Origin of the sequence: Streptomyces sp. NPDC096079, from assembly GCF_040303145.1 — a bacterium.
Taxonomy (GTDB): Bacteria; Actinomycetota; Actinomycetes; order Streptomycetales; family Streptomycetaceae; genus Streptomyces.
The window spans coordinates 71691-95665 of record NZ_JBEOST010000022.1 but is presented as its reverse complement, the minus strand read 5'-3'; the positions used below and the strand labels follow the sequence as shown (position 1 = coordinate 95665).

15 protein-coding genes and 2 pseudogenes are annotated in these 23975 nt (G+C 71.9%); 9 read left to right on the top strand and 8 right to left on the bottom strand.

The genetic code is table 11. From position 1 onward, the window contains the following. The first annotated feature begins 338 nt into the window (after positions 1-338). From ABTY59_RS31485 to ABTY59_RS31475, 3 genes are all read left to right on the top strand, one after another. Positions 339-2822 (top strand): molybdopterin oxidoreductase family protein, encoded by a 2484-nt coding sequence (locus ABTY59_RS31485; protein WP_352022485.1) that lies wholly within the window; start codon positions 339-341, stop codon positions 2820-2822. After that, complete coding sequence (locus tag ABTY59_RS31480; protein WP_352022484.1) at positions 2819-3298, top strand: hypothetical protein; 480 nt, start codon at positions 2819-2821, stop codon at positions 3296-3298. Before ABTY59_RS31485 ends, ABTY59_RS31480 begins: the two co-directional genes overlap by 4 nt. 492 nt (positions 3299-3790) lie before the next feature. Continuing rightward, positions 3791-5044: a cytochrome P450 gene (locus ABTY59_RS31475; RefSeq protein WP_502995446.1), complete on the top strand. Its 1254-nt coding sequence runs from the start codon at positions 3791-3793 to the stop codon at positions 5042-5044. Positions 5045-5102: 58 nt separating this feature from the next. Here ABTY59_RS31475 and ABTY59_RS31470 read toward each other — a convergent pair whose 3' ends face one another. From ABTY59_RS31470 to ABTY59_RS31455, 4 genes are all read right to left on the bottom strand, one after another. Further along, a complete protein-coding gene (locus ABTY59_RS31470) occupies positions 5103-6035 on the bottom strand; it encodes a helix-turn-helix transcriptional regulator (RefSeq protein WP_352022483.1) in 933 nt (310 codons plus the stop codon). A gap of 120 nt (positions 6036-6155) precedes the next feature. Continuing rightward, entirely contained in the window at positions 6156-7739 is a 1584-nt protein-coding gene (locus tag ABTY59_RS31465; RefSeq protein ID WP_352022482.1) for a phytoene desaturase family protein, read from the bottom strand. Then, complete coding sequence (locus ABTY59_RS31460; protein WP_352022481.1) at positions 7726-8178, bottom strand: SRPBCC family protein; 453 nt, start codon at positions 8176-8178, stop codon at positions 7726-7728. The genes ABTY59_RS31465 and ABTY59_RS31460 overlap by 14 nt, the downstream gene beginning before the upstream one ends. A 14-nt stretch (positions 8179-8192) precedes the next feature. Then, a complete protein-coding gene (locus ABTY59_RS31455) occupies positions 8193-9200 on the bottom strand; it encodes an SDR family NAD(P)-dependent oxidoreductase (RefSeq protein ID WP_352022480.1) in 1008 nt (335 codons plus the stop codon). Positions 9201-9926: 726 nt separating this feature from the next. Here ABTY59_RS31455 and ABTY59_RS31450 point away from each other — a divergent pair. Further along, positions 9927-10262, top strand: a pseudogene (locus ABTY59_RS31450) (SDR family oxidoreductase); the annotation flags it as partial. 113 nt (positions 10263-10375) lie between these two features. On the opposite strand, the gene ABTY59_RS31445 reads toward ABTY59_RS31450, so the two are convergent. Beyond that, on the bottom strand, positions 10376-10885 hold the full coding sequence (locus ABTY59_RS31445) for a GNAT family N-acetyltransferase (protein WP_352022479.1): 510 nt from the start codon (positions 10883-10885) through the stop codon (positions 10376-10378). 132 nt (positions 10886-11017) lie between these two features. On the opposite strand from ABTY59_RS31445, the gene ABTY59_RS31440 reads away from it, so the two are divergent. Further along, complete coding sequence (locus tag ABTY59_RS31440; protein ID WP_352022478.1) at positions 11018-11233, top strand: hypothetical protein; 216 nt, start codon at positions 11018-11020, stop codon at positions 11231-11233. Here ABTY59_RS31440 and ABTY59_RS31435 read toward each other — a convergent pair. After that, complete coding sequence (locus ABTY59_RS31435) at positions 11228-11935, bottom strand: response regulator transcription factor (protein ID WP_352022477.1); 708 nt, start codon at positions 11933-11935, stop codon at positions 11228-11230. The two genes, ABTY59_RS31440 and ABTY59_RS31435, sit on opposite strands and share 6 nt — an antisense overlap. A gap of 297 nt (positions 11936-12232) precedes the next feature. Beyond that, complete coding sequence (locus ABTY59_RS31430) at positions 12233-12694, bottom strand: BlaI/MecI/CopY family transcriptional regulator (RefSeq protein ID WP_352022476.1); 462 nt, start codon at positions 12692-12694, stop codon at positions 12233-12235. A 648-nt stretch (positions 12695-13342) separates the two neighbouring features. Between ABTY59_RS31430 and ABTY59_RS31425 the strand changes: the two genes are divergently transcribed. Together ABTY59_RS31425 and ABTY59_RS37705 are read left to right on the top strand one after the other, a co-directional pair. Then, positions 13343-14914 carry a PAS domain-containing protein gene (locus ABTY59_RS31425; RefSeq protein WP_352022475.1) on the top strand — a complete coding sequence of 524 codons (1572 nt, stop codon included), beginning with the start codon at positions 13343-13345 and terminating at the stop codon, positions 14912-14914. A 575-nt stretch (positions 14915-15489) separates the two neighbouring features. After that, positions 15490-16386: pseudogene (locus ABTY59_RS37705) on the top strand (PAS domain-containing protein); the annotation flags it as partial. Positions 16387-17229: 843 nt separating this feature from the next. Here ABTY59_RS37705 and ABTY59_RS31415 read toward each other — a convergent pair. Next, a complete protein-coding gene (locus ABTY59_RS31415) occupies positions 17230-19029 on the bottom strand; it encodes a serine/threonine-protein kinase (protein ID WP_352022473.1) in 1800 nt (599 codons plus the stop codon). A gap of 257 nt (positions 19030-19286) precedes the next feature. Between ABTY59_RS31415 and ABTY59_RS31410 the strand changes: the two genes are divergently transcribed. Together ABTY59_RS31410 and ABTY59_RS31405 are read left to right on the top strand one after the other, a co-directional pair. Beyond that, on the top strand, positions 19287-21074 hold the full coding sequence (locus tag ABTY59_RS31410; RefSeq protein WP_352022472.1) for a thiamine pyrophosphate-requiring protein: 1788 nt from the start codon (positions 19287-19289) through the stop codon (positions 21072-21074). Between the two features lie 355 nt (positions 21075-21429). Beyond that, on the top strand, positions 21430-22482 hold the full coding sequence (locus tag ABTY59_RS31405) for an SDR family oxidoreductase (RefSeq protein WP_352022471.1): 1053 nt from the start codon (positions 21430-21432) through the stop codon (positions 22480-22482). Positions 22483-23975 lie beyond the last annotated feature (1493 nt).

Here is a 23975-nt window from a genome sequence, read left to right as displayed (position 1 = left end):
GTGGGCGGGACCGGTTCGGGCGGCTTCGCCGCTCGTATCCAGCGCCTACCCGGATGTCCGCGTGTCATGGCCACAGGAGTCTCACCGGTTTTCCCTCGTCCGGGACCAGGGCTGCACCGGCCTCCCGAGCGAACCGGGTTTGCCGTGGCGCGGTGCGGGCACCCGCGAGGTCGGGCGACCGACCCGCATGCGCAGCAGCGCCTGGACGGGGGAGGGAAGTGGGCGTCCGGAGGCCCCCTCGCAGCGTGCGGTCGCCGGGCCGCCTGAGCACGGGTCGCCGGACGTAGGCATCCGCAGGGACCGGAGGCGGGCGCGCGGCCCGCGGCCAGGAGGTCGGCATGGAGGAGTCGGTGGACCGGATCCGCGATCCGTGGGGTGCTCGGGTTCCCCACGCACGTCATCAGCCCTGGCCGGCACGGGTCGACACGTACCTCGCCGGTGATGTCCGCCCGGAACAGGTGCAGAAGTGGGTTCAGGCGGCTTCACTCCTCCATTCCGACGGTGACGCCATGGACATCGCGGTGGTGGACGGACGCGTGGTGGGTGTGCGCGGACGCGCCACCGACCGGGTCAACCGCGGCCGCCTCGGTCCCAAGGACCTCTTCGGCTGGCAGGCGAACGCGTCACCCGACCGGCTCACACGCCCCATGGTCCGCGAGAACGGCCGTCTCGTGGAGTCCGACTGGGAGACCGCGATGGACCGCGTCGTCTCCCGCTCCCGCTCGCTCCTCGCCGAGCGGGGCCCTGGATCGCTCGGCTTCTACACCAGCGGACAGTTGTTCCTGGAGGAGTACTACACACTCGCGGTCCTCGCCCGGGCGGGCATCGGGACGAACCATCTCGACGGCAACACACGCCTGTGCACGGCCACTGCGGGGGAGGCGCTCAAGGAGACCTTCGGCAGCGACGGACAACCCGGGACCTACGACGACATCGACCACGCCGATGTCATCGCGCTCTTCGGGCACAACATCGCCGAGACCCAGCCCGTGCAGTGGATGCGCGTCCTGGACCGCCTCGAAGGCAGCGACCCGCCCCGTCTGCTGTGCGTCGATCCCCGGCCCACGTCGGTCGCCCGGAGGGCGACCGTCCACCTCGCGCCCCGGCTCGGCACGAACGTCGCACTGCTCAACGCCCTGCTCCACGAGATCATCCGAGCCGGGCGGGTCGACCACGATTACGTCCGGGCGCACACGGTCGGCTACGAGGAGCTCGCCGCGCAGGTCGAGGAGTGCACGCCGGAATGGGCCGCCCGGATCTGCGACGTGCCGGCCTCCCGGATCACCCAGGCGGCCGAACTGCTCGGCAGTGCCGAGCGGCTGCTGTCCACCGTGCTCCAGGGCGTCTACCAGTCCCACCAGGCCACCGCGGCGGCCGTCCAGGTCAACAACCTGCACCTCCTCAGGGGAATGCTGGGCAGGCCCGGAGCGGGCGTGCTGCAGATGAACGGGCAGCCCACCGCCCAGAACACCCGCGAGTGCGGCGCCGACGGCGACCTCCCCGGCTTCCGCAACTGGCAGAACGATGCGCACATCGCGGACCTCGCCCGGGTCTGGAACGTCGAACCCGCGGTGATTCCGCACTACGCACCGCCCACGCACGCCCTGCAGATGTTCCGGTACGCCGAGCAGGGATCGATCCGCATGCTGTGGGTCAGCGGGACGAATCCCGCCGTGTCCCTGCCGGAACTGTCCCGCATCCGGACGATCCTCGCCCAGGAACGCCTGTTCCTCGTCGTCCAGGACCTGTTCCTCACCGAGACCGCCCAGTACGCGGACGTCGTCCTGCCCGCCGCGACCTGGGGCGAGAAGACCGGCACGTTCACCAACGCGGACCGCACGGTCCACCTCTCGGACAAGGCCGTCGAACCGCCGGGAGAGGCGAGGCCGGACCTCGACATCTTCCTCGACTACGCGCGCCGCATGGACTTCCGGGACCAGGACGGAGCACCGCTGATCACCTGGCGGGATCCGGCCTCGGCCTTCGAGGCGTGGAAGCGCTGCAGCGCCGGCCGCCCTTGCGACTACACGGGCCTGACGTACGACATGCTGCGCGAGGGCACCGGCATTCAGTGGCCGGTCAATCGCGACGCTCCTCGCGGGACACCACGCCTCTACACCGAGGGCATCAGCTGGGCCCATCCGGACATGTGCGAGACCTACGGCAAGGATCTCGTCACCGGGGCGGCCGACAGCGAGGACGACTACCGGGCCCGCAACCCCGCAGGAAAGGCCGTGCTCAGGCCCGCCCCCTACATGCCGGCGCACGAGAGCCCCAGCGAGACCTACCCCTTCCAGCTGACCACCGGCCGCACCCTCTACCACTTCCACACGCGCACCAAGACGGGACGCTCGCCCCAACTGAACGCGGCGGCCCCCGACGTGTGGGTGGAGATGTCGGCCGACGACGCCACCCGCCTCGATCTGGCGGAGGGTGACCTCGTGGAGGTCGCCACCCCACGCGGCGCCCTGCGGGGGCGGCTGCGCATCACCGGGCTGAGGCCGGGAGTGATCTTCGTACCGTTCCACTACGGATACTGGGACATGCTGTCGGGCTCCGGTCCCGACGCCTCCACTCCGGGCCGGGCGGCCAACGAGACGACCATCACCGACTGGGACCCGGCCTCGAAACAGCCCCTGTTCAAGACCGCCGCCGCGGCAGTCACACGCGTCGCCCGCGGCGACGGACGACCCTCACCCGCCCCCACCACCACGGCCTCCGCTCCGGCGGGTCGACGTCTTCCGGCCACCTCGGGCGGACCGACGGCACGGGCGACCCAGGTCCCCGACTCCGCCTGGGACCGGAAGGATGATCACCGGTGAACGGCATCGAACTGGCACTGCGCACCCTCTACGAGGGCGAGAGGCACCTGATCGGCGCACTCGCGGATCTTGCGACGCGTCATCGTGCCGAGCACGAGGTCCACCACGTGGCTGCCGACGTCTCCAGATGGTCCGAGGACCACGTCGAGCGACTCCGGGAGGCGGCGGCCCGGCACGGCCTGTACCTCGACAAGGGACAGGACACCCGTGTCGCCGCGTTCGGCCCGGGCCATCCGGCCACGCCCTCCACCCCGCCCGAACCCGGTCTCCTCCTCCTGCGTGACCTCCGCGAGGTGCACGTGGCAGCGACCCGCAACTCACTGCACTGGGAGATGCTCGCCCAGGTTGCGCAGGCGTCCAGGGACAGCGAACTCCTCTCCCTCGCCTCCTCTTGCATCTCCCGGACCCTGCGACAGATGCGCTGGACCGACACCATGATCAAGAACCTCTCGCCCCAGGTGCTCACCGCCCTGTGAGGGTCCCTGGTTCCTGTGGGTGACCTGACGCTCCCGGAAACGCCCCGCTCCCGGGGGAGTCCCCCTTCCGGCGGAGTCACCCGTCGGCCCGTCGCGTGCGCTGCGCGGTCGTGGGGGGACGTGCGCGGACGTCACGCCGGCCGCGCCTAGTCTTCGCCTCGGACGATGTTCCAGTCCGGCCCGGCGGAGACGTCCTTGCCGTCCGTGTCATCGCCCCGTGTCCGGGGGACGATGGCGGGCCGGCACGTCCGGACGCTCTCGTCGAGCGTGACGTGTTCTGTGTTCGGCTGGGCCGCTGCCCGTGCTTCCATGATCAACATTCCCGATGCTCGGATGGTGCGGCTCTGCGCCATGAGCTGCTGTTTGTCGCACGGCGTCTACCCGTGACGGCGACGTCTACCCGTGCCCCGGCGGAGCGCGCCAGGACAGCTCATGGTCCGGTTCGTCCGCGGTTGCACCGTTGCGCCGTGAATCTTCGGGTAACCGCACTGCATGATGCCTTCCAAGCCGTTCGCGGCTCCTCTGCACGACAGCACCTTGGGCGCGCTGACGCGCGGATACGCGTGGCTTCCCGACCGGATGCGGTCGGCGGCGGACGGCTCGGTGTACCGGACCCGGCTCCTGGGCAAGCCCGCCGTCGCCGTACGAGGCCCCGAGGCCGTGCTGTTCTTCTACGACGAGGAACACGTCGTACGGAAGGAGGCGCTGCCCGGCCCGGTTCTGGACACCCTCTTCGGGCGGGGGGCCGTGCACACCCTGGACGGGAACGCGCACCGCGCCAGAAAAGCCCTGTTCATGGCCCTCCTCAAGGACGACGAGAGCGTCACCCAGCTGGGGTTTCTCGTCAGGCGTCACTGGCGTGACGCGGTGCGCGAAGCCTCCCGGGCGGGGGAGTCCGTCGTGCTGTTCGACACCGTGGCCGAGGTCCTGGCCCTCGCCGTCCGCGACTGGGCGGGCCTCCCCCTGCCCGACGAGGAGACCGCGCGCCTGGCCCGCGACTGCACGGCCATGGTCGACGGCTTCGCCGCTCCCGGGCTCCGCCATCTGCGCGCCCGCAGGGCCCGGACGAGGCAGGAGAACGCGATGGGCGCACTCGTCCGAGCCGCGCGCGAGCGTCCGGCGGACGGCGCCGGACCGACTCCGCTGGAGGCCGTGGCGCTCCACCGTGACCTGGACGGCGAACTGCTCGACACGCACACGGCCGCGGTGGAGGTGCTGAACGTCGTCCGCCCCACGGTCGCGATCGCCTGGTTCGCGGCCTTCGCCGCGCACGCCCTGGACCGCTGGCCGCACCATCGGAAGCTGTTGCGCGCGGACCCCTCCGGCGCGCACGCCGTTGCCTTCGCCCACGAGGTGCGCCGCTTCTATCCGTTCGCCCCCTTCGTCGCCGGCCTCGCAGCCCGGGACCTGAGGTGGCGGGGCGAGCGGATCGAGAAGGGCACGATGCTCCTCCTCGACCTCTACGGACAGAACCACGACCCGGACCTGTGGCACCATCCGTACCACTTCGCACCGCAACGCTTCAGCCGCGCGCCTCGCCTTCCGGACGGACTCGTCCCCCAGGGCGGAGGCGACCCCGCCCACGGACACCGCTGCCCCGGCGAGGACGTGACGGTCACCGTGCTCTCCGCGCTGGTGAGCGAGCTGGCCGCACTCGACTACAGCGTCCCCGCCCAGGATCTGACCATCCCGCTGTCGCGGGTGCCGACGCTGCCGCGCAGTGGTTTCGTCCTCGACCTGACGTGACGCGTACGCGGCCAGTTCACCCTCATCGCCGCGGCCAAGTGAGGCAGACGCCGGTGGTTCAGGCGCGCAGCGTGCGGGAAGGCGCGCGTCCGTAGGCGGCCCGGTACGCGGCGGCGAAGCGCCCCGGGTGCCCGAAGCCCCACCGCATGGCGACCGAGGTGACCGTCGTCGAGCCCGGCTCGGCCGCCTGGAGGTCGGCGTGGGCGAGGGCCAGGCGGACCCGGCGGAGGTAGGCGAGCGGAGTCGTGTCGAGGTGCCGTGCGAAGGCGTACTGGACCGCTCGCGGAGTGACCGGGATGGACGCCGCGATGTCGGCCAGGGTGATGTCCCGGTCCGCGTTCGCCTCGATGTACGCGACGGCGGCACGCAGCGTACGGGACGTGGAGTCACGGCCGTCCACGTGCGCGTCCGCACCGAGGGACGTGTGGGGGAGGGCTCTCAGCGTGGCGGAGGCAAGATACCGGGCCGCGTGGGACACCAGCATCGGATGGGCGTCGACGTCGGGGCCCGTGAGGACGTGATCGCGGACATGGGCGACGGCGGAGCCGAGCAGCCGGTTCGCGTCCGACGAGACCGCACGCGCTCCGGTCAGGGCCACGGGACCGGCCGCCGCGGACACCTGACCGAGCAGCGCTGGGTCGAACATCGTGATCGTGTACCGCGCGCCCCGCACCTCGCCGCTGTACGGACGGTCATGCGGAGCAATGAGGAACGTGTCCCCGGGCCCGAAGACCTCCTCGGCACCACCCGTGGTGTCCACCAGGGTCCCCTCGGCCATCGTGACGAGGCAGACGCGGTTCAGGCACCCCGCGTCGTACGCCATCGTGTAGTCGAAGGAGAGCCGGTCGACCACCAGCCCGCCCGCGGCGTGCCGCACGACGCGGGTCCGTGTGCTCGCCGCTCTCCCCCCGACCCGCATGGGCGTGTACGCCGACGACAGGAAGTGCTCCGTCGCCTCCATGCTGCTGCTGTCGAAGTCCAGCTCCTTCACTTGCCCGCGCCACCCTCCGACTCGCAGACCCCACTCGTACACGGCCTCCTACCCGACGGCACGCGGACCATCCCGACCTGCCGGGCGGCGGCGTCCCGGGAGCCGCCGAGCGTGCGGGGCTCACCCGCGGGTCCGGTGCGGAACGCGCAGCGCCCTGAGGGCGGCCCGCGCCGCGTTGGCCCCCGGCGCCCCGTGGACGCCTCCGCCCGGGTGCGCCGTCGCCGAGCAGAGGTAGAGGGCGCGAACCGGTGTGCGGGGGCGTCCGGCTCCCGGCAGCGGGCGGAAGACGAGCTGCTGGTGCAGGCTGCTCGTGCCCTGGTTGACGGCGCCGCCCACCAACGAAGGGTTCAGGCGCTCCAGGTCGGGGGGCGCGAGCACGCGCCGGGCGCGGATGGAGGCGCGGAAACCGGGGGCGAGCCGCTCGACGCCGGACTCGACACGGGCGGCGAACGCCTCCTTCTCGTGCTCGTCCCAGCGCCCCGCGATGCCCTGGCCACCCGCGTCGCACCGGATGCGCTGCGGTACGTGCGTGTAGGCCCACGCCGACTCCGTCCCGGCAGGCGACCGGCCCGGGTCGGCCGTGGTCATCTGGCCGAGCACGGTGAAGGGCACGGCAGGCACCTGTCCCATGGCGAGTTCACCCGCGAACCGGGTCAGCGCGTCGACCCCCTCGGCGATGTGCACCGTCCCCGCCCCGCGGGCGCCCGCGCACTCCCACGGAATGGGCCGGGACAGGGCCCAGTCGACCTTGACCGTGCCGAAGTCCCACTGGAATCGGCGCACATCGGCGCGGAGACGGGCCGGCAGGTACTCCTCGCCGACGAGACGCTCGTACAGCAGCGGTGCCGGCACGTCGGCGAGGACCGCTCGTCGGGCCGGGATCTCCACACCGTCCTCGGTCCGCACCGCGACCGCCCGGCCGCCCCGGATCACCACCCGGGTCACCGCGCGGCCGCACCGGACCACACCTCCGAGCGCCCGCAGCCGCGCGACGAGGGCGTCGGTGAGCCGCCCGGCGCCGCCGACCGGAACGGGGAAGCCGAGTTCCTGGCCGAGCATGCACATCAGCCAGCCGAAGCCCCCGCCGAGGGCCGATTCCGGCCCCAGGTCGGCGTGGAGCGCGTTGCCCGCGATCAGCAGGCGGCCTCCCTCCCCCGCGAAGTGCTCCTCGCCGAAGCGGCGGGCCGGCAGCAGCATCGTGCGCAACAGCCTCAGACCTTCGTCGGCTCCCGTGCGCCGGGCCAGCCGCAGACCCGACCGCACGGGCGGGAAGGGGGTGAAGAGGCATCCGACGAGATCATCGCCGACCCGTCGCCACAGGCGGTGGAGCTCCTCCCAGGCGGCGCCGTCGCCGGCGGCGAAGCCGGCGACCGACGAGGACGTCCGCGCGGCGTCACGGCTGAGGACCGGACAGCGCCCGTCGGCCAGGGGATGGGCGACGACGTCGGGCGCGTGGCTCCAGCGCAGCCCGTACCGGTCGAGCCCGAGCCCGCCGATCACCGGGGAGGCGGCGGCCAGGGGATAGAAGGCGCTGAACACGTCGTGGACGTAGTCGGGATGGACGCCCCGGTCGCTGAGCACGGCTCCGCCCGGCCGCTCCCGGGCCTCCACGACGACCACGGACCATCCCGCGTCCGCGAGGAGGTTCGCCGCCACCAGCCCGTTGGGGCCGGAACCGATGACGACCGCGTCAGGCGCGGTCACCCGAGCGCTCCTTCCCCGCCTCCGCGATCTCGGCGAGCTGGGCGAGCATGCGGCGGTGTCGCCAGCGCATCGCCACGTCGACGGCCGCGTTGTGCCAGCGTGCGGCAGGGCCGCCCAGCGGATGCTCGTCGACGATCACGAGGGTGCCCTCGCCCCACGGTTCGAGGAGGAACGCGACGCGTGCGCTGCCGATGCCGGTCCGCGCCTCCAGTTCGAGCCGGTGGACGGGCTCGCACAGGCGCGAGACCGTACTGCCCCGATAGGACCACGGGCCGAGGCGCAGGGTGTATCCCAGTTCCGACCCCGGGGCGGGCCACTGTCCCGCCTGTTCCCAGGAGTCATGGGTGCCCACCACGAACCGGGCGTACTCCCGGCCGTCGTCGAGGACCGCCCAGACGTCGTCGGGGGAGGTGTGCACGAGTCGGTTCCACTTGGCCATGGGGTTCGGCCTCCTCAAAGGGGACGCGGACGCGCGGATCTGCCGACGAGGACCGCTGCGGCGGCGAGCGCCGCGAGCAGGGCGGTCCTGCGGGCCGCGGTACGGGCGCCGCCGTGGTGCCCGCCGGACACGGCCGCGGTGTCGCCGGACGGGGTGTACAGCCCTCCGGTGGTGACCGCGGCCGTCCCGTGCCCGTCCAGGTAGGCGTGCTCGGTACGCCACCGGATCACGGGACGCACCAGGCCGGGGGCCACGGCGTGGGCCAACGGCAGGAGCCTGGCTCCGGGGCCCACGAGGACGCGGCGCCGCGGCCGGTCCGCGGCGCCGAGCACGGCCCGGGCGACGCGCTCGGGGGTGGCGACCGGCGGCATGGAGCGCATACGGCGGCCCGTGCGGTTGGCGGCGTGGGCGAAGAAGGGCGTGTCCACGCCGGTCGGCAGCACGGTGCAGACGCGCACGCCGTCGTCGCCGGTGAGCGCCAGCTCCTGGCGCAGTACGTCGTCCAGGGTGACGAGTGCGGCCTTCGAGGCGGCGTAGAGGCCCATGTACGGCGCTTCGACGGCACCTCCCAGGACGGAGGACACGTCGATCAGCACGCCACTGCCCTGGCGGCGCATCACGGGGAGGGCGGCGCGTACGCCGTTGAGCACGCCCAGGACGTTGACCTCCCACAAGCGCCGCGCGTCCGAGGGAGGGACCCGGTCCAGCAGACCGAGGGTGCCGACACCCGCCGCGTTCACCCAGACGTCGATGCGGCCGTACCGGTCGAGCGCCGTCCGCGCGACCCCCTCCATCGCCCCGGCGTCGGCGACGTCCGCAGGCACGGCCGCGGACCGGGCGCGGGGGTGGGCTCCGGCGCACTCCTGCTCGACATCGGCCAGCGCGTCCGCGCTGCGGGCCGTGAGCACGGTCGTGACCCCCCGGCGGGCGAACGCCCGGGCCACGGCCCGGCCTATCCCACTGGACGCACCGGTCACTACGACGACGGTCCCGTAAGCGCGTGTTCGAGAGCGGCTTCTCATGATGGGCGAGTCACCAGGATCGGCGGATTCATTCGGCCACGACGTCCGCGCGTCCCGAGGAGGTGTCGTGCGGTCCGGTGCGGCGGGGTGCTCAGGTGGCCGGGGGACCGCTCGCGGAGCTCCTTCCCCAGCCGAAGGCGTACGAGGGGTTGACCGGCCTCGCGATGGGCACACGGCAAGCGCGAGGAAGGCCGACGGCGGCAGGCGGAGGCGAGCGCCGAGGCCGCACGCCGTCGGGGGGAGGAAGGGCGGCGCCGCTGACGCCGGCGGATGACGGGGCAGCACGCGACCCGGTGGCCACGTCAGCGGTGGTCGGAGAAGCGGGGCGCGGTTACGTTCGGTGAGCGCGGGTTGTGACCCACGTGCCGGTGGAAGGGCTTTGCCATGGAGTCGCGCGAGAGAGTGCTGTCGGACCTGGTCGCCGCTTCCCACCTGGTACCGGGACGCGACCTGGCGGGCCTGGTGTTCCGGACGGGCCGGCGCATGGGCCTGGAGGGCACCCGCCTCTACGTGACCGACCTGCAGCAGGCCAGTCTCGTGGCGCTGCCGCAGCCCGAGAGCGCCGAGGAACAGGTGCTGGACATCGACGGTTCGGCCGCCGGCCTCTCGTACCGCTCACAGCGACCACAATGGTCGCGTGACGGCGGCACCGTCTGGGTGCCGATGATCGACGGAATCGAGCGGCTCGGTGTACTGGAGGCGACCGCGACGGATCTCGACGAGGATCTCATCCGGTGGGCCTCTGTGCAGGGGTATCAGCCGAGCCCCCACCTCCTCGACTACGCGATGACCAAGTCGGCGATCATCTCCTTCACCCACGGGCTGGCGCAGATGCTCGCCGACCGGGGGGTCCGGGTCAACGCCGTAGCTCCCGGACCGGTCTGGACACCACTCATCCCGGCGACGATGCCCGACCCGACGAAGTTCGGCGAGCAGTCGCCGCTGGGCCGTCCCGCGCAGCCGGGCGAGATGGCACCGGCCTTCGTGTTCCTCGCCTCCGCACAGTCCTCCTACATCACCGGCGAGGTGGTCAACGCGACCGGAGGGACGCCGCTGCCCTGACCCGGCACGCGCGACTGTCGAATACCCTCCGGCGGCCCGGTCCTCGCGGCCGGTCCGCGTGGCCTGGTCTGCTCACGGCGAACGTGGCCGTCACGTTCCTTCGGCGAGCCGCGTCAGTTCAGCTCGTCAGCCAGGAGGTCCATGAGCAGGCCGTCGTGCCAGGTCCCGTCGTCGCCGCGTTCGTACTGCCGCATGATGCCGACGGGGCGGAATCCGACCTTGGTGTAGCACCGGATGGCAGCGGCGTTGTCGGCGGCCGGATCGATGACGATCCGGTGGAACCCTTCATGGTGGACGAGGTACCGGGCAAGAGTCCTGACGGCGTCGGTGCCCAAGCCCCGCCCGTGCACCGACGGGTCCAGGTAGAGGTCGATGCCTGCGTGACGGTACTCGGGATCCTCCTCGGCGTGCCACTGGATCATGCCGATGATCCGGTCCTCCTGGTGGATCGTCAGACAGTGGGTGTCGGGATCCGTCAGGTCTTCCGCGATCTCAGCCCTGAGGTCGGGGCCGCCGCGCCAGCGCGCCCGTACCTCGGGGGTGGCACGGATCGCGGCCAGCGCGGGGACGTCGTGGGGCTCGGAGGGCCGGAGCGCGAGGGCGTCGCCGTACAGCACAGTCATGGACCGGAGCCTACGGCCCGGCCCGGCTCGCAGCGCTCGACGCGGGAGGACACGCAAGGCTGTGCTGAGGGAGCGCACCCCATGACGTGTGTCAGGAGCCGATGCGCCCTGTCGACGGCATACCTTCTGTGTATGACAGTTCAGGTGACCATGCACACCTCGGCGATGCCAGAAGGCTCTCCCGCAGCTCGCCGTACGGTGACCTACGAGGACCATGATGGCGCGAAGTTCGTGTACTCCGTGATCGCGGGCGGAGCTCTGCGGATCGGTACGAACGGGGAAGCGCAGCCAGAGGTCGTCTACGGACCGTCGGCCTGGGAGAGCGTTCAGGGCGACGCCGCGTCATGAGGGCGACCAGGCCGACCGCTGCGGCGCCTCCAGCTTGATGCCGACGCTGCGGACCGTGTGGAGGTAGCGTGGCCGGGTCGCCGACTCACCCAGCTTCCTTCGCAGCAGGGAGAGATGGACGTCCACGGTTCGCTCCCCGCGATACTCCTGCAGCCACACGTGACGGAACAGCTCGTTGCGGCGCACGACGACGCCTGGGCGCCAGGCCAGGAACTCCAGGAGATCGAACTCCTTGCGCGTCAGGTCGAGGGGAGAGCCGTCGAGGGCCACCCGTCGGCGGGCCGTGTCGACGGTGAGCCCGCCCACCGTGACGACGTCCGGGCGCAGGCCGCCCGTGTCGGAGGCCGCCCGTCGCAGCACAGCGGTCATCCGCGCGATGAGGTGTTCCCCCGAGAAGGGCTTGACGAGGCACTCGTCGGCACCGCTGCCCAGCACCCGCACGGCCTCGCGCTCGTCGCGGCGAGCCGTCACGACGATGACGGGTATGTCCGAGACGCCACGGAGCATCCTGAGCATCTCCAGGCCGTCGACGTCGGGCAGGCCGGGGTCGAGCACCATCACGTCGAACGGCTCGTCCAGGACGGCCCGCAGCGCGCCCAGAGCCGTTCCGCAGTGCCACACGGTGTACGAGGCGTCGGAGAGGCACCTGTGGAGGGCGGAGCGAACGGGCGGGTCGTCGACGACGAGAAGCACCTTTGCCATGCGTGCACCGTACGCGACACACATATGTGTGGAGGATGTCGGGGCCCCTGCCGAACAGGCCGGAAGACATGGCATCTTCCATCGGGCCGGTCATGAGAGGAGAGCAGCCGGCCCGGTGCCACATCGAGCACCTGTCCGGTTAAGGGCCTTTAAGGCATGGGAAAGCCGACGTTAAGCCCACTCGCGGACATGACCTCGTACGATGCCATGTGTAGCGGTCGGCGATGCCGGAGGTCTCGTCGACGACGGGTATCGGCACGTCCGGTCGGTGCGGGAACGGCGGTGGGGTCCGATCCGCTACGGCGTCGGGACGGTCGCGGTGTAGAAGACGGAGGATCCCTGCTTGGAGCGGCGTGCGTGCCCCTTGGCGACGAGGTTCTCCAGGGAGGTACGCACTACGGTCGTCTGGATGTGCCGGTCCGGGAGCTGCCCGCTGAGGGCGGTCGTCACCTCGGACGCGGAACAAGGAGTGCTGCTCAGAGTGAGGTGATCACGGATCAGTTCGACGAGCGTGGTCTTTGCGGCGCCGGAATTCTTCGCGGCCTTCTGCCGGGGGACCTGGCGGTCGGATGCCGAAGTGCCGGCCTGGAGTGCCTGCTGAAGCTTGACCAGAACGCCGTGGTCGTGCATCAGCTCGTCGAGTTCGGCCGTGAGACGGGCGAGCTCTCCGCGAATGCGCTCCTGCTCCGCCGCATTGTGCTCGAGATCATCGGCGACCTTGCTGCTGTACGCGGACGTAAGTTCCGTTTCTCCCGGCATGACTCTCTCTTTTGGTCCGTCCCTGTTCCCTCAGCGCTGTTCGCCTTCCCTGGAGGGGCGCGTGGCGCATTGTCGGCTGGCTGCGTAAGCCGACGCCTACTGTAGGGCATCGCCCACACATACTCTGATTCTTGGCAGCGGCCTGCGGGGGCGCCGCTATTGGCCATGCGCCCAATTCGCGCTCAGGGGGAATTGAGCCGAGAATAGAGAGGACCGCTTTCCGGGGAATCAAGGGGAAGCGGGCATCGGGTCGCCGGCCGCCGTCGGTCAGCGACGGGCGGCCAGTACTCGCGAGGTCTCGGCGGTATCCCCCTGGCGCATGTCTCTGGACGGGCGAATCCGTCAGAACATATGGCATGCAGAGAGCATCCTTAAAGAAGTCCTAAGTCGGCATGCGAACACATGTGTAACTGCCCTTCCTGTGTTTCCATGTGACGGCGGCACAGGGCACATGGCATGGCCTATGGCAGGCAGGTGACGACTCGGCTCGTTGGGATGCCGGGACACGCGGGCAGGAAGCCTGTCGCCCCGTGCCCGGCTTCGGAGACGAAACGGCAGTCCACGGACGGGGCGACAGGCGGGATGAGATCAGCGGTGAACTTCGAGAACAGCCCTGCGACGCTGTCCCCCCGAGGGGCGGTGGGGCACATGGCCCGGCCTCACGAGGAAATGGTGGACCTGCTTCCCGACGCCGTGCTGCTCGTCGACGACAACGGGACCATCGTCAGGGCGAACCCGGCGGCGGCCGCCCTGCTCGGATACGAGCGGCACACGGTCGAGGGGCGCGGAGTGCTGGACTTCCTGCCGTCCTTCGACTGGAACCTGACCCGCCCGCCGGCGATCTCCGAGTTCTCGAAAGGCCCACGCGCGGCTCGGCTCCGGACCATGGCCCGGGCGGCCGACGGCCGGAGCTTCACCGCCGAGATCAGCACCGTACGGCTGGACCGGCACACCACCCACGAGAGCATCCCCTACGGCTCCTCCCTGGCGATCTCCCTGAGGGACGTGACGCCGGACGAGGACGCCCGGGCGGCCCTGTCGCGCTCCCTCCTGCTGGCCGAGGCGGCGCTCCGCACCGGGGGTGAGGCGCTGATCGGGACCGACACCGAGGGCAGGATCGACCTGGTCAACCCGGCGGCGGCCCGGCTCCTCGGCGCAAAGGCTTCCGAGCTCGGGGGACGCGAACTCGGATCCGTGCTCACGTTCCTCGGGTACGACGGCGAGCCCCTCGACGCAGAGGACGCCCCGGCGACCGAAGTGCTGCGGACGGGGCGCGCGAGCCGGCGCTCCACGCGGGAGTTGAGGACCCCCGACGGCACCCGTCTGACGGCGGATGTCGCCATCCGTCCCGTCATCGTGGAGGGACGGAGTGTCGGCACGGTGGTCGCCCTCGCCGACCGCCGCCCCTTCGAGCGGCTCGCCGACGAGTACGTCGCCGCGCAGACCCGCTGCCTGCGCGACCACAAGGCCGAAGTCGAGCGGCAACGGGCACGAGCCGAACGGGCCGTGGACCACATCCGCGAACTCACCGAGCTCCTTTCGGGCCCCGTGATGAACGCACTGCACCACCTGTACGCCGAGACGAGCCGGCTCGCGGACGACAGCTCCCGCCCCCTGTGGCCCGAGGCGACCGCAGGCCTCGAAGCCCTGGCGCAGGACGTGCGCATGACGATGGCCCTCATGAACCACGGGTCCCAGCCGTACCACGACGACGGCATTCCGGTGCGGCCACAGCGGCGCACCGTGCTCATCGACGACCTGGTGCAGGCGGGGGTGCGGGCCGCAGCGGCCTTCGCGGGGCCGAGCCGCGTGCAGTTCTCGGTCCACGCGCCGAAGCTCCTCGTCCACGTGGACCCCGAGGAGATGACGACCGCCGTCGGCCGGCTGATCGCCGACGTCATCCACACCGACGACGAAGACGCGGCCGACCTCGGTCCGCACCACGTCTTCGTCGAGGCCCTCCAGCACCGCAGCGTTCTGCGCATCGAGGTGCGCGGCCCGTACGACGGCGGCGTCCAGGAGCACGTCGACATCGTCCAGGGCATTGCCACCGCCCACGGCGGAACGCTACGCATGCGTCGGGCGCCGGGTGTCGGCGGCAGCTCCTACGTCCTGGAGCTGCCCGCGGTCGTCCAGGACGAGGCCGGCGGCGCCGACGGGACGCCCGCGGCCGCGGACGGGCTCCGGCCCACGGGCCGCCATCGCGCCCCGACGGCCTAGCTGACACGGAAGATGAGGGACGAGCCGAGGCACGGCGCGGACGGCCGGACGGGGGAGACCATGCCATCCGCGCCGTGCGAAGCGCGTGCCGGGTGACGCCCTGCCCTGGAGCGCGGAGCGAGGGGCAGAGCGGAGGCGTCCGGTGATACCGGCGATCTCGGGCACGCAACGGCAGTATGACACAGGGGTACCCGTCATATGCCATACAACGCGGCGCGGCTGACGTGCCCTCACCTTCTGGCATGGCGGCAGGAACGACACGGGGCAACAGTACGGGCCACGAGCGGCACGCCCCTCGAAGTCGAGCGCGGCCCGGGCGCACGAAGAACAAGGCCCCACCACACCGCATCACCCCTGCCTCATCCCCGCCTGATCACGACCTCAAAGAACCCTTAAGAAGCACCTTCCGACCTCGCCTCGCCTCACACATGCCATCACCGGATGGTTAGGTGTTCCGAGGCCCACCGCACGCCCGGCAGGCCCCTCGCCCTCCCCACCGCGCAGGCTCGGGTGTCCCGCACGCCCCGGCACCCACCGCACCTGCCGGTTCCAAGGCCCGGAAAGGAAACGTCGCCATGGTCCCGACCCTCCCCGGAGGCGCTATGCGCCTCGCGGCCGTACTCGACGCCCTCCCCGACGGCCTCGTGCTCGTCCACCGCAACGGCACGGTCGTCAACGCCAACACCAGCGCCCTCGCGATGTTCGAGGCGCCGGGCACCACGCTCCTCGGACGCGGCCTGGTAGACCTGCTGCCGACGCTGGACCCTCGCCCGTTTCCGGACGCCCTTCGCAACCGGGGCCCGGCGGGCGAGTGGCGCCGGACCGCACCCGTACGGACGATCGCCCGGCGAACGAACGGCGACAGGTTCCCGGTGGAGGTGTCGGAATCCGTCCTGGCCAGGCCCGAGGCGTACGACGCGGACACCCACCACACGGGCGGCGAGCTGCTGATGCTGATCGTCCGCGACCTCACCGGCACCCTCGACGCAGCTGCCGAGCCGGCCCGTTCACAACGACAGACCGAGATGATCCTCCGGGCCGTCTCCGAGGGCGTGGTGGGCACGGACGCCCAAGGCCGGGTCGTCCTCGTGAACCCCGCCTTCACCGAGATTCTCGGCTATCGCGCAACGGAACTCGAAGGCGTCGAGCTGCATCCGCTGATCGTGTGCCGGCGCGCTGACGGCAGCCCGTTCCCGTTCGCGGAGTCCCCGCTGGCGGACACCCTCAGATCAGGCCGGAAGCACCGCGTGCGGGGCCAGGTGCTGTGGTCCAAAGCGGGGGACCGCATTCCCGTGGACCTCACCACCGCGCCCGTACGAGACGGAGACCAGCTCGTCGGCGCCATCATGACCTTCACCGACCGCAGGCCCTACGAGGAGCTGATCGCACGCCACGAGGCCGAGCTCGAGGAGCGGGCCCAGCGGTACGCAACCCTCGCCCGCCAGTACGCCGAACTGACCGGCGCGCACACCGAGGCCGGAGTACACCGCGTGCCCCGGCCGGACGCGAACCCTCGGCTCACCGCGACCGGGCAGCAGTCCCGGCGGCGGGAATCAGCGGCGACCACCGTGACCCGGCATCCCACCACCTTGGGCACCATCGTGAACGCCGGCATAGACAAGGCCTCCGCGCTCACCGGCCCGCACCGGACGCAGTTCGCCGTGCACGCCCCGCCCGTCGTCGTCGCCCTCGATCCCGCGCATGCGTCGACCGCCCTGGCCCACCTGATCGCGGACGCCTCCGGAGTCACCACCGCGGGCTCGGCCCTTCCGCAGGACCGTGGTGCGCTCCGAGGGGACACCACCGTCATCATCACGGCGGCGCTCCGCGGCGACCACCTGAGCATCGAGATAGCCGGCCCGCGGGCCGCGAACGACCCCGCCCACCTCGTGGTCGCGCGCAGGATCATCGACGCCCACGACGGAGCCCTCACCGTGCGGGAACACCCCGGGGATTCCGGCCTCACCTATGTCATCCGGATCCCCCACGGCCTCACGCCCCAGCCTGCTCCCGCAGCCCCGTACCTCGCGCACTCCCGCCCCGCGCAGGCCGAACGGACCCCGGTCGGCGGTTCCTGGATCATCGGCGCCGCGGTCGGCGCGCACCGCGACCGGACGGCCGCCCGTTCCCGCCCGTACGCCCTGCCGGCCGAGTCCGCCTCCCGAGCGCGCAGCGGTGGCGACGAGACGGCCGAGCAGCGCATCGTCGATCTCCTGGCAAGGATCAGGGGTCAGTCCGCCTGAACGACGTACTCGCGTTCGCCCCGAGTCGACGGTGCCGGGCCACGGACTTCTCCGCAGGCCCGGCGCCACGGGTCAGTCCTTCGCTTCGTTGGGGTACACCTTGGTGACCTTGCCGGCGGCGTCGGCTTCGATGCGGCCGCCCTGGCTGTAGCTGTTGGAGACGTAGACCGACATGTGCTTCGGGTCGCCGAAGGTCGGGTCGTCGCCCGTGACGAGCAGATAGCGCGACGAGATGTCCTTGACGTTCAACTCCTTGTCCGCCCGCTTCAAGAGGGCCGGAAGGACGTCCCAGTTGAACGCGTCCACGCTGAACGGGCTGTCCATGGGGCCGACGCTGCCGCTGATGATCCCCTTTTCGGCGCCGGTCCCGGGACGGTAGGTCCAGGTGTCGTAGCGGCTCTTGCTGCCCTTGACCATGACTTGGGCCGAGACGTATTCCGGATAGACCGTGAGGTCGCACACCTGGTTCGTGCCCGTGGCCTCCTTCAGCGCCTTCAACGCCGTGCGGATGCCGTCCGGGGTCAGCAGGTTCCGCGTGGGTTCTCCACTGTCGTCACCACCGGTGTTCTCGGGTGCGTCCGCCGCATGCGAGGGGCCGGATGCGGGAGTGCGGGAGCTGGAGGTGTTCGGGCCGGGGGTCCGGGCGCCCTGGTCCTCGGAACCGCCGAAGCCGTGGACGATCTGCCACGCGAGGAGGCCTGCCAGCACCGTCGCGGCGACGGAGGAGCCGACGGCGATCCCTCGGACACGGCGCCGGGCTTGCTCGGCGTGCCCTCGCTCGTGGGACCCGGGCTGAGTGAGGGGCGGTACGGCGTCCCACGGGCCCCGGCCCGGTCCGGAGTGTGCGGTGGGGCCGGCCGGATAGGGCGTCGCCCCGGCGGAGGGGTGGGGCGTCCCTTCGGACGGCCAAGGCGTCGCCGGGCCGAAGCCGGGCGCGGGCGGGGTCGCCGACGCCGGTGCGGTGGCCGAGGCGGGCGGCACGAGGTGGTAGGAGGTGGGCGTGGTGGCGTCCGGGACCGTGCCGAGGGGCGTGCCCTGGGCGGCTGCGGCGAGGAGCGCGTCCAGCGCGGCGGCGTCGGGCCGCGCCGTGGGGTCCTTCACCAGGGCGGCGGACAGCGTTGTGGCGAGCACTCCCGCTCGGCGAGGCGGCGGCAGCGGCTCACTGAGGACCGCTGCCAGGGTGGCCAGCGTGGATCCCCTGCGCAGCGGGTGGGCGCCTTCCACGGCGACGTACAGGAGCATCGCGAGTGACCACAGGTCCGACGCGGGACCGCCCTCGTCGCCGGAAATGCGCTCAGGAGCCATGTAGTCGGGGGTGCCGATGATGGAGCCGGTCGCGGTCAGTGCGGTCGACTCCCGGATGGCGGCGATGCCGAAGTCGGTGAGCACGGGACGGCCGTCGGGCCGCAGCAGCACGTTGGCCGGCTTCACGTCCCGGTGCTGGACGCCGGCGTCGTGCGCGGCCCGCAAGGCGCTGAGCAGTTCGCGTCCGAGTCTGGCAGCGGCGACGGGTTCCATCGGCCCGATCGCCAACTGGTCCGCGAGCGAGCCGCCGGTCACCAGTTCCATGACGAGCCAGGGATAACTGTCCTCGCCGGCGTCCACGATGTGGTGAATGGTCACGACACCGGGGTGCTCGACCCGAGCGAGCGCCTGTGCCTCGCGCAGCACCCGGTCGCGCAGCATACGAGCCGCCTGCGGGTCGTACTCGGCGAGCCCCGGGTCGGGCGGGCGCACCTCCTTCAGGGCCACGGCCCGGTCGAGCACGATGTCCCTCGCACGCCACACCGTGCCCATCCCACCGCCGCCGAGCCGATCCTGAAGCTCGAAGCGGCCGTCGATCACCCGTCTGCCGGGGTCCCCGTCGTTCATGGGCGGGAGCCTACGGGGCGCCGCTGACACACCGCAGAGCGGGTCGCGGATTGCGCCTCCGGTTCTGCCCTGTCGACGCGGTGCCGCAGGAAGGGCGAGGGACGGCCCACGCCCTCGTCGCGGACGTCGAAGCCCTGAGCGGGCACCTGGACCGCCGCGGCTGGGGGACGCGGGTTTCGCGCGGACGCCAGGGGTGAGACGCGTGACGAGGCCGTCCCGGGCCCGGGACGCGGTGGCGTACGGAGGAGGAGCGGACGATGAAGGTTTCCGACCACGTGCTGGAGAGGCTGCGTGACTGGGAGGTGGAGTACGTCTTCGCCTACCCGGGTGACGGCATCAACGGCCTGCTGGCCGCCTGGGGACGCGCCGAGGACCGGCCCCGTTTCGTCCAGGCGCGGCACGAGGAGATGGCTGCGTTCGAGGCCGTCGGGTACGCGAAGTTCTCCGGGCGGACCGGGGTGTGCGCGGCGACGTCGGGGCCGGGGGCGATCCATCTGCTGAACGGCTTGTACGACGCGAAGCTCGACCACGTGCCCGTGGTGGCGATCGTCGGTCAGACCGACCGCAGCGCCATGGGCGGCTCGTACCAGCAGGAGGTCGACCTGGCCGCCCTCTACAAGGACGTGGCCTCGGAGTTCTGCGAAGTGGTCACCGTCCCCGCGCAGCTGCCGAACGTGCTGGACCGGGCGATGCGGGTGGCCACCACCCGGCGCACCGTCACGGCGGTGATCATCCCGGCGGACGTGCAGGAGTTGGACCACGAGCCGCCGGAGCACGCGTTCAAGCAGGTCCCCTCCAGCCTCGGCGCGCCCCGCTCCGTACCGGTGCCCGCCGAAGAGGAGCTGGCGAGGGCCGCGGAGGTCCTCAACGCCGGCGAGAAGGTGGCCATGCTGATCGGGCAGGGTGCCCGCCACGCCCGCCCCGAGGTCGAACAGGTCGCCGAGCTGCTCGGCGCGGGCGTGGCCAAGGCCCTGCTCGGCAAGGACGCGCTGCCCGACACGCTGCCCTACGTCACCGGAGCGATCGGCCTGCTCGGCACCCGCCCCTCGTACGAGATGATGCGGGACTGCGACACGCTGCTCGTGGTGGGCTCCAGCTTCCCGTACACCCAGTTCCTGCCCCGGTTCGGCCGGGCCAGGGCGGTGCAGATCGACATCGACCCGTCCCTTGTGGGCCTGCGCTACCCCTTCGAGGTCAACCTGGTCGGCGACGCCGGAGAAACCCTGCGCCGCCTGCTGCCGATGCTGGAACCGAGGACGGACGGCACGTGGCGCAAGACGATCGAGGACAACGCGGCCCGCTGGTGGGACGTGATGGAGCGCCGCGCCGAGGTGCCCGCCGACCCGGTCAACCCCGAGCACGTCGTCCACGCCCTGGACGCGCTGCTGCCCGAGGACGCGATCGTGGCCGCGGACTCCGGGTCGGCGGCGAACTGGTACGCCCGCCACCTGCGGATGCGCGGGGACATGCGGGGCTCGCTGTCCGGCACCCTGGCGACGATGGGACCGGGCGTGCCGTACGTGATCGGCGCGAAGTTCGCGCACCCGGACCGGCCGGGGATCGCGATCGTCGGCGACGGCGCCATGCAGATGAACGGTCTCGCGGAGCTGATCACCGCCGCGAAGTACTACGAGGAGTGGGCCGACCCGCGTCTCGTGGTCGCGGTGCTCAACAACCGGGACCTCAACCAGGTCACGTGGGAGATGCGCGCCCTGCAGGGAGCGCCCCGGTTCGACGCCTCGCAGGCCCTGCCCGACGTGCCCTACGCCGACGTCGCGCGGTCGTTCGGTCTCGGCGGGGTGCGGGTGGAGCGCCCGGAGGACGTCGAGCCGGCGTGGCGTCAGGCACTGGCGGCGGACCGGCCGTTCGTCATCGACTTCCGCACGGACCCGGCCGTGCCCCCGATCCCGCCGCACGCCGACTGGGACCAGATCAAGTCGGCGGCCCGCTCGGTCCTCAAGGGAGACAGCGACCGGACGTCGGTCGTCCGGCAGGGCGTGAAAGCGAAGATCCAGGAGTTCCTGCCCGGCGGCGGAAAGGACTGACCGACGGGCACGGGCGGACACGTCGACCTCGCCGCCCTGGACCGGGCCCCGCGCGACGAGTCGGACGCCGAGGTCCGCCTCGACCGGGGCAGCCGCGCTACCTGCGCGACCGACGGGTCCAACACAGTCAGGGGTCCCTACCGGCGTGGTCGGCAAGAAGGTGGTGGGCGGGGCGATGGCGCGCCGACCAGGACTTGTCCGCCCACGTGGCCCACCAGCCATGGCCGACCGAACCGCTGCCGGAAGAACTCGCCCGGGAGTTCGTCCTCCTCCCGGCCGTGCGGCGCGGGGACGGATGCCCTCCTGTCACGGCCAAGGCCGTTTGCCACACGAGATCGCGGAAAGCCGGACGGATATGGACGATGTGGAAGCCATCCAGCGGACCGTCGTGATCAGTGGGGCCAGCGGCGGCATCGGCCGCGCCTGCGCGGTGGCGTTCGCCGCCCGCGGCGACCGTCTGGCGCTGATCGCTCGCGGCCGTGCCGGTCTCGACGGCGCGGCCCGCGATGCCGAGCGCGCGGGCGCCGCCGACGTGATCACCGTCGAGGCGGACGTCGCCGACGCGCGGGCAGTGGAGCAGGCCGCCGAACGTATCGAAGAGGAGCTGGGCCCGATCGACGTTTGGGTCAACGACGCGTTCGCCTCGGTCTTCGCTCCCTTCACCGAGATCGACCCGGAAGAGTTCCTCCGCGTCACCGAGGTCAGCTACCTCGGCTACGTCTACGCGACCCGGGCCGCCCTCCAGCGGATGCTGCCGCGTGACGCGGGAGTGATCGTGCAGGTCGGCTCGGCGATCGCCTACCGCGGGATACCACTGCAGACCGCCTACAGCGGCGCCAAGCACGCCATCCAGGGCTGGCACGAGGCGCTGCGCTGCGAACTGCTGGCCTCCGGCACCCGGGTGCGCACCACGATGGTGCAGATGCCCGCGGTGAACACGCCGCAGTTCGACTGGGTGCGTTCCCGTCTCGCGGAAGGGGCGCAGCCGGTCCCGCCGATCTACCAGCCCGAGGTGGCCGCCCGCGCCGTGGTGTACGCGGCCGACCACCCCCGGCGCCGGGAGTACCGGGTCGGTGGCAGCACGGTGGCGACGCTGCTGGCGAACGCCGTCGTGCCCGCGCTGCTGGACCGCTACCTCGCACGGACCGGCTTCGACGCCCAGCAGGACGGACGGCGGCGCCCTTCAGGGGGCCCGGACAACCTGTTCTCCCCGGCCGACGCGGACAAGGACTTCGGAGCGCACGGCCGCTTCGACGACCGGGCGCGCCGACGCAGCCGCCAGCAGCAGGCCACCCATGCCCTCGGGGCGTGCGCAGGACGGATCGCGGCGGCCCTGTCCGCACCGCGTGCCGGCCGCCCGCCACGGAGGCTGCGAACACCCGAACGACCGCAGTTCAGGAAGGTGTGACGATGAACCGAGGACTGAGCGTCGTGCCGCGGCAGTGGTACGGGCGCGGGCAGCGTGTCGTGCCGGTCGCGGACACGGTTCCCGTGCCCCCCGACCCCGACATCGCGCCGGTGCCCCCGCCCGGGCCGCCGCGGCCCCCGGGCCCACCGGACCCGGTCGCGCCGCCGGTGCCGCCCGGCGGTCCGGATCCCGCACCGCCGGTCCCCAAGCCCGAACCGCCCGGCCCCGGACCGTCCGACCCCGAACCGGTCCCGCCCGGGCCGCCGGACCCAGGTGCGCCCCCACCGGAGCCGCCGCATCGCGGTTCGCCACGTCCCGGGGACTCCGGCGCGCCGGAGTCTCCCAACTGACAGCCGTCGACGAGGTCCTCGCCCTGATCGACTTCGGGTGCCTCGAGTTCGGCGCGGGTCGTACGCATGAAGAGTCGGACCATGGGCAGGCGCCGGGCGAACGTCGCCGTCCGGCCTTCCCCCCTCCGGGTGGCGGCGTTCCCGGCCTGCTCGGCCCGGAACGCCGTCGCCCGACTCCCGCCCGGGGTGTCACACCTCTATCGACTTCTGCCAGCCACACGCGGCCCCGGCCATGGTGTCCAGACCTTGAGAAAGTCCGCGGCCGTGAGGGTGGGCGCCCAGCCGAGTTCCGCGCGGGCCGGGCCCGAGTCATGGTTCGGCCACAGGCTCGTCGATGCACCGCCCGGTGAACAAAAAGGGGTGGTCTGACGCATCACGTCATGCTCCTCTCCACGGAGTCCGCCATCCCGTGTCGGCGCGGCGGGTGGTTCCGCATACGTCCGCCGGGCCTTCCTCATGCTCTCGGTCCGGTGGCCATCGGGTCTGTTCATGGTCTGCCTCCCACTGGTGTCCGGGGGCTGCCGACGGGCGGGTCCGGAGCGCTCGCTCCGTCTCACCACCCGAGCCGCCCGTCGGAACGGCGGCTACCCCGCCGGGGCCGTGCATACGAGCCGGGTCGCCGCTACGTCCCCTCCTCGGGTTGTCGCCGTCGGATCCTCCTCGGCTCTGTCGGCCGCGGTGTCCACGTGCATGGCGGCCTCCTCGGCGGAAGCGGCGCCGACGTCTCGGGCGACGACGCCGCCGCGCCGCCTGCTCGGCGGCACGTCGACAGGGCCGGCCAAGGAGCTGGACGCATCGCCGACGAGGCGACGAGCCGGGACGAGGCGACGAGGCGGGACGAGCCGATGAGCCGGCGCGCAGGCGACCTTGCACCCGAACGGCCTACAGGATCGCGCGGCGCATATGCAGGGTTCGTCCGTTCGGCCCAGGCTGGAACCGAGAGTGTGCCTGCCCAGCGTTCCCCGATTCTGCTGTGTCGGAGGCGTCATGGTCACGATTCTGTTGATTCTGCCGGTCCTGCTCGTGGCGATGCTGTTCGGACTGGACGTCCTCGAGAGCCTCCTGTTCCCCCCACGGGCTGACCCCAGCCCGCCCGAAGGCCCAGACCTCCCGACGTAGGCCAGACCGCCGTCGACGTCAGCG

What these genes read in the sequence shown, in the direction of transcription:
- ABTY59_RS31460 (WP_352022481.1), bottom strand. Translation starts at nt 8,178, where the DNA reads ATGGCCAAGTGGAACCGACTCGTGCACACCTCCCCCGACGACGTCTGG.
- ABTY59_RS31440 (WP_352022478.1), top strand. Translation starts at nt 11,018, where the DNA reads ATGACAGTTCAGGTGACCATGCACACCTCGGCGATGCCAGAAGGCTCT.
- ABTY59_RS31430 (WP_352022476.1), bottom strand. Translation starts at nt 12,694, where the DNA reads ATGCCGGGAGAAACGGAACTTACGTCCGCGTACAGCAGCAAGGTCGCC.
- ABTY59_RS31425 (WP_352022475.1), top strand. Translation starts at nt 13,343, where the DNA reads ATGGCCCGGCCTCACGAGGAAATGGTGGACCTGCTTCCCGACGCCGTG.
- ABTY59_RS31415 (WP_352022473.1), bottom strand. Translation starts at nt 19,029, where the DNA reads ATGAACGACGGGGACCCCGGCAGACGGGTGATCGACGGCCGCTTCGAG.
- ABTY59_RS31435 (WP_352022477.1), bottom strand. Translation starts at nt 11,935, where the DNA reads ATGGCAAAGGTGCTTCTCGTCGTCGACGACCCGCCCGTTCGCTCCGCC.
- ABTY59_RS31475 (WP_502995446.1), top strand. Translation starts at nt 3,791, where the DNA reads ATGATGCCTTCCAAGCCGTTCGCGGCTCCTCTGCACGACAGCACCTTG.
- ABTY59_RS31455 (WP_352022480.1), bottom strand. Translation starts at nt 9,200, where the DNA reads ATGAGAAGCCGCTCTCGAACACGCGCTTACGGGACCGTCGTCGTAGTG.
- ABTY59_RS31445 (WP_352022479.1), bottom strand. Translation starts at nt 10,885, where the DNA reads ATGACTGTGCTGTACGGCGACGCCCTCGCGCTCCGGCCCTCCGAGCCC.
- ABTY59_RS31485 (WP_352022485.1), top strand. Translation starts at nt 339, where the DNA reads ATGGAGGAGTCGGTGGACCGGATCCGCGATCCGTGGGGTGCTCGGGTT.
- ABTY59_RS31405 (WP_352022471.1), top strand. Translation starts at nt 21,430, where the DNA reads ATGGACGATGTGGAAGCCATCCAGCGGACCGTCGTGATCAGTGGGGCC.
- ABTY59_RS31410 (WP_352022472.1), top strand. Translation starts at nt 19,287, where the DNA reads ATGAAGGTTTCCGACCACGTGCTGGAGAGGCTGCGTGACTGGGAGGTG.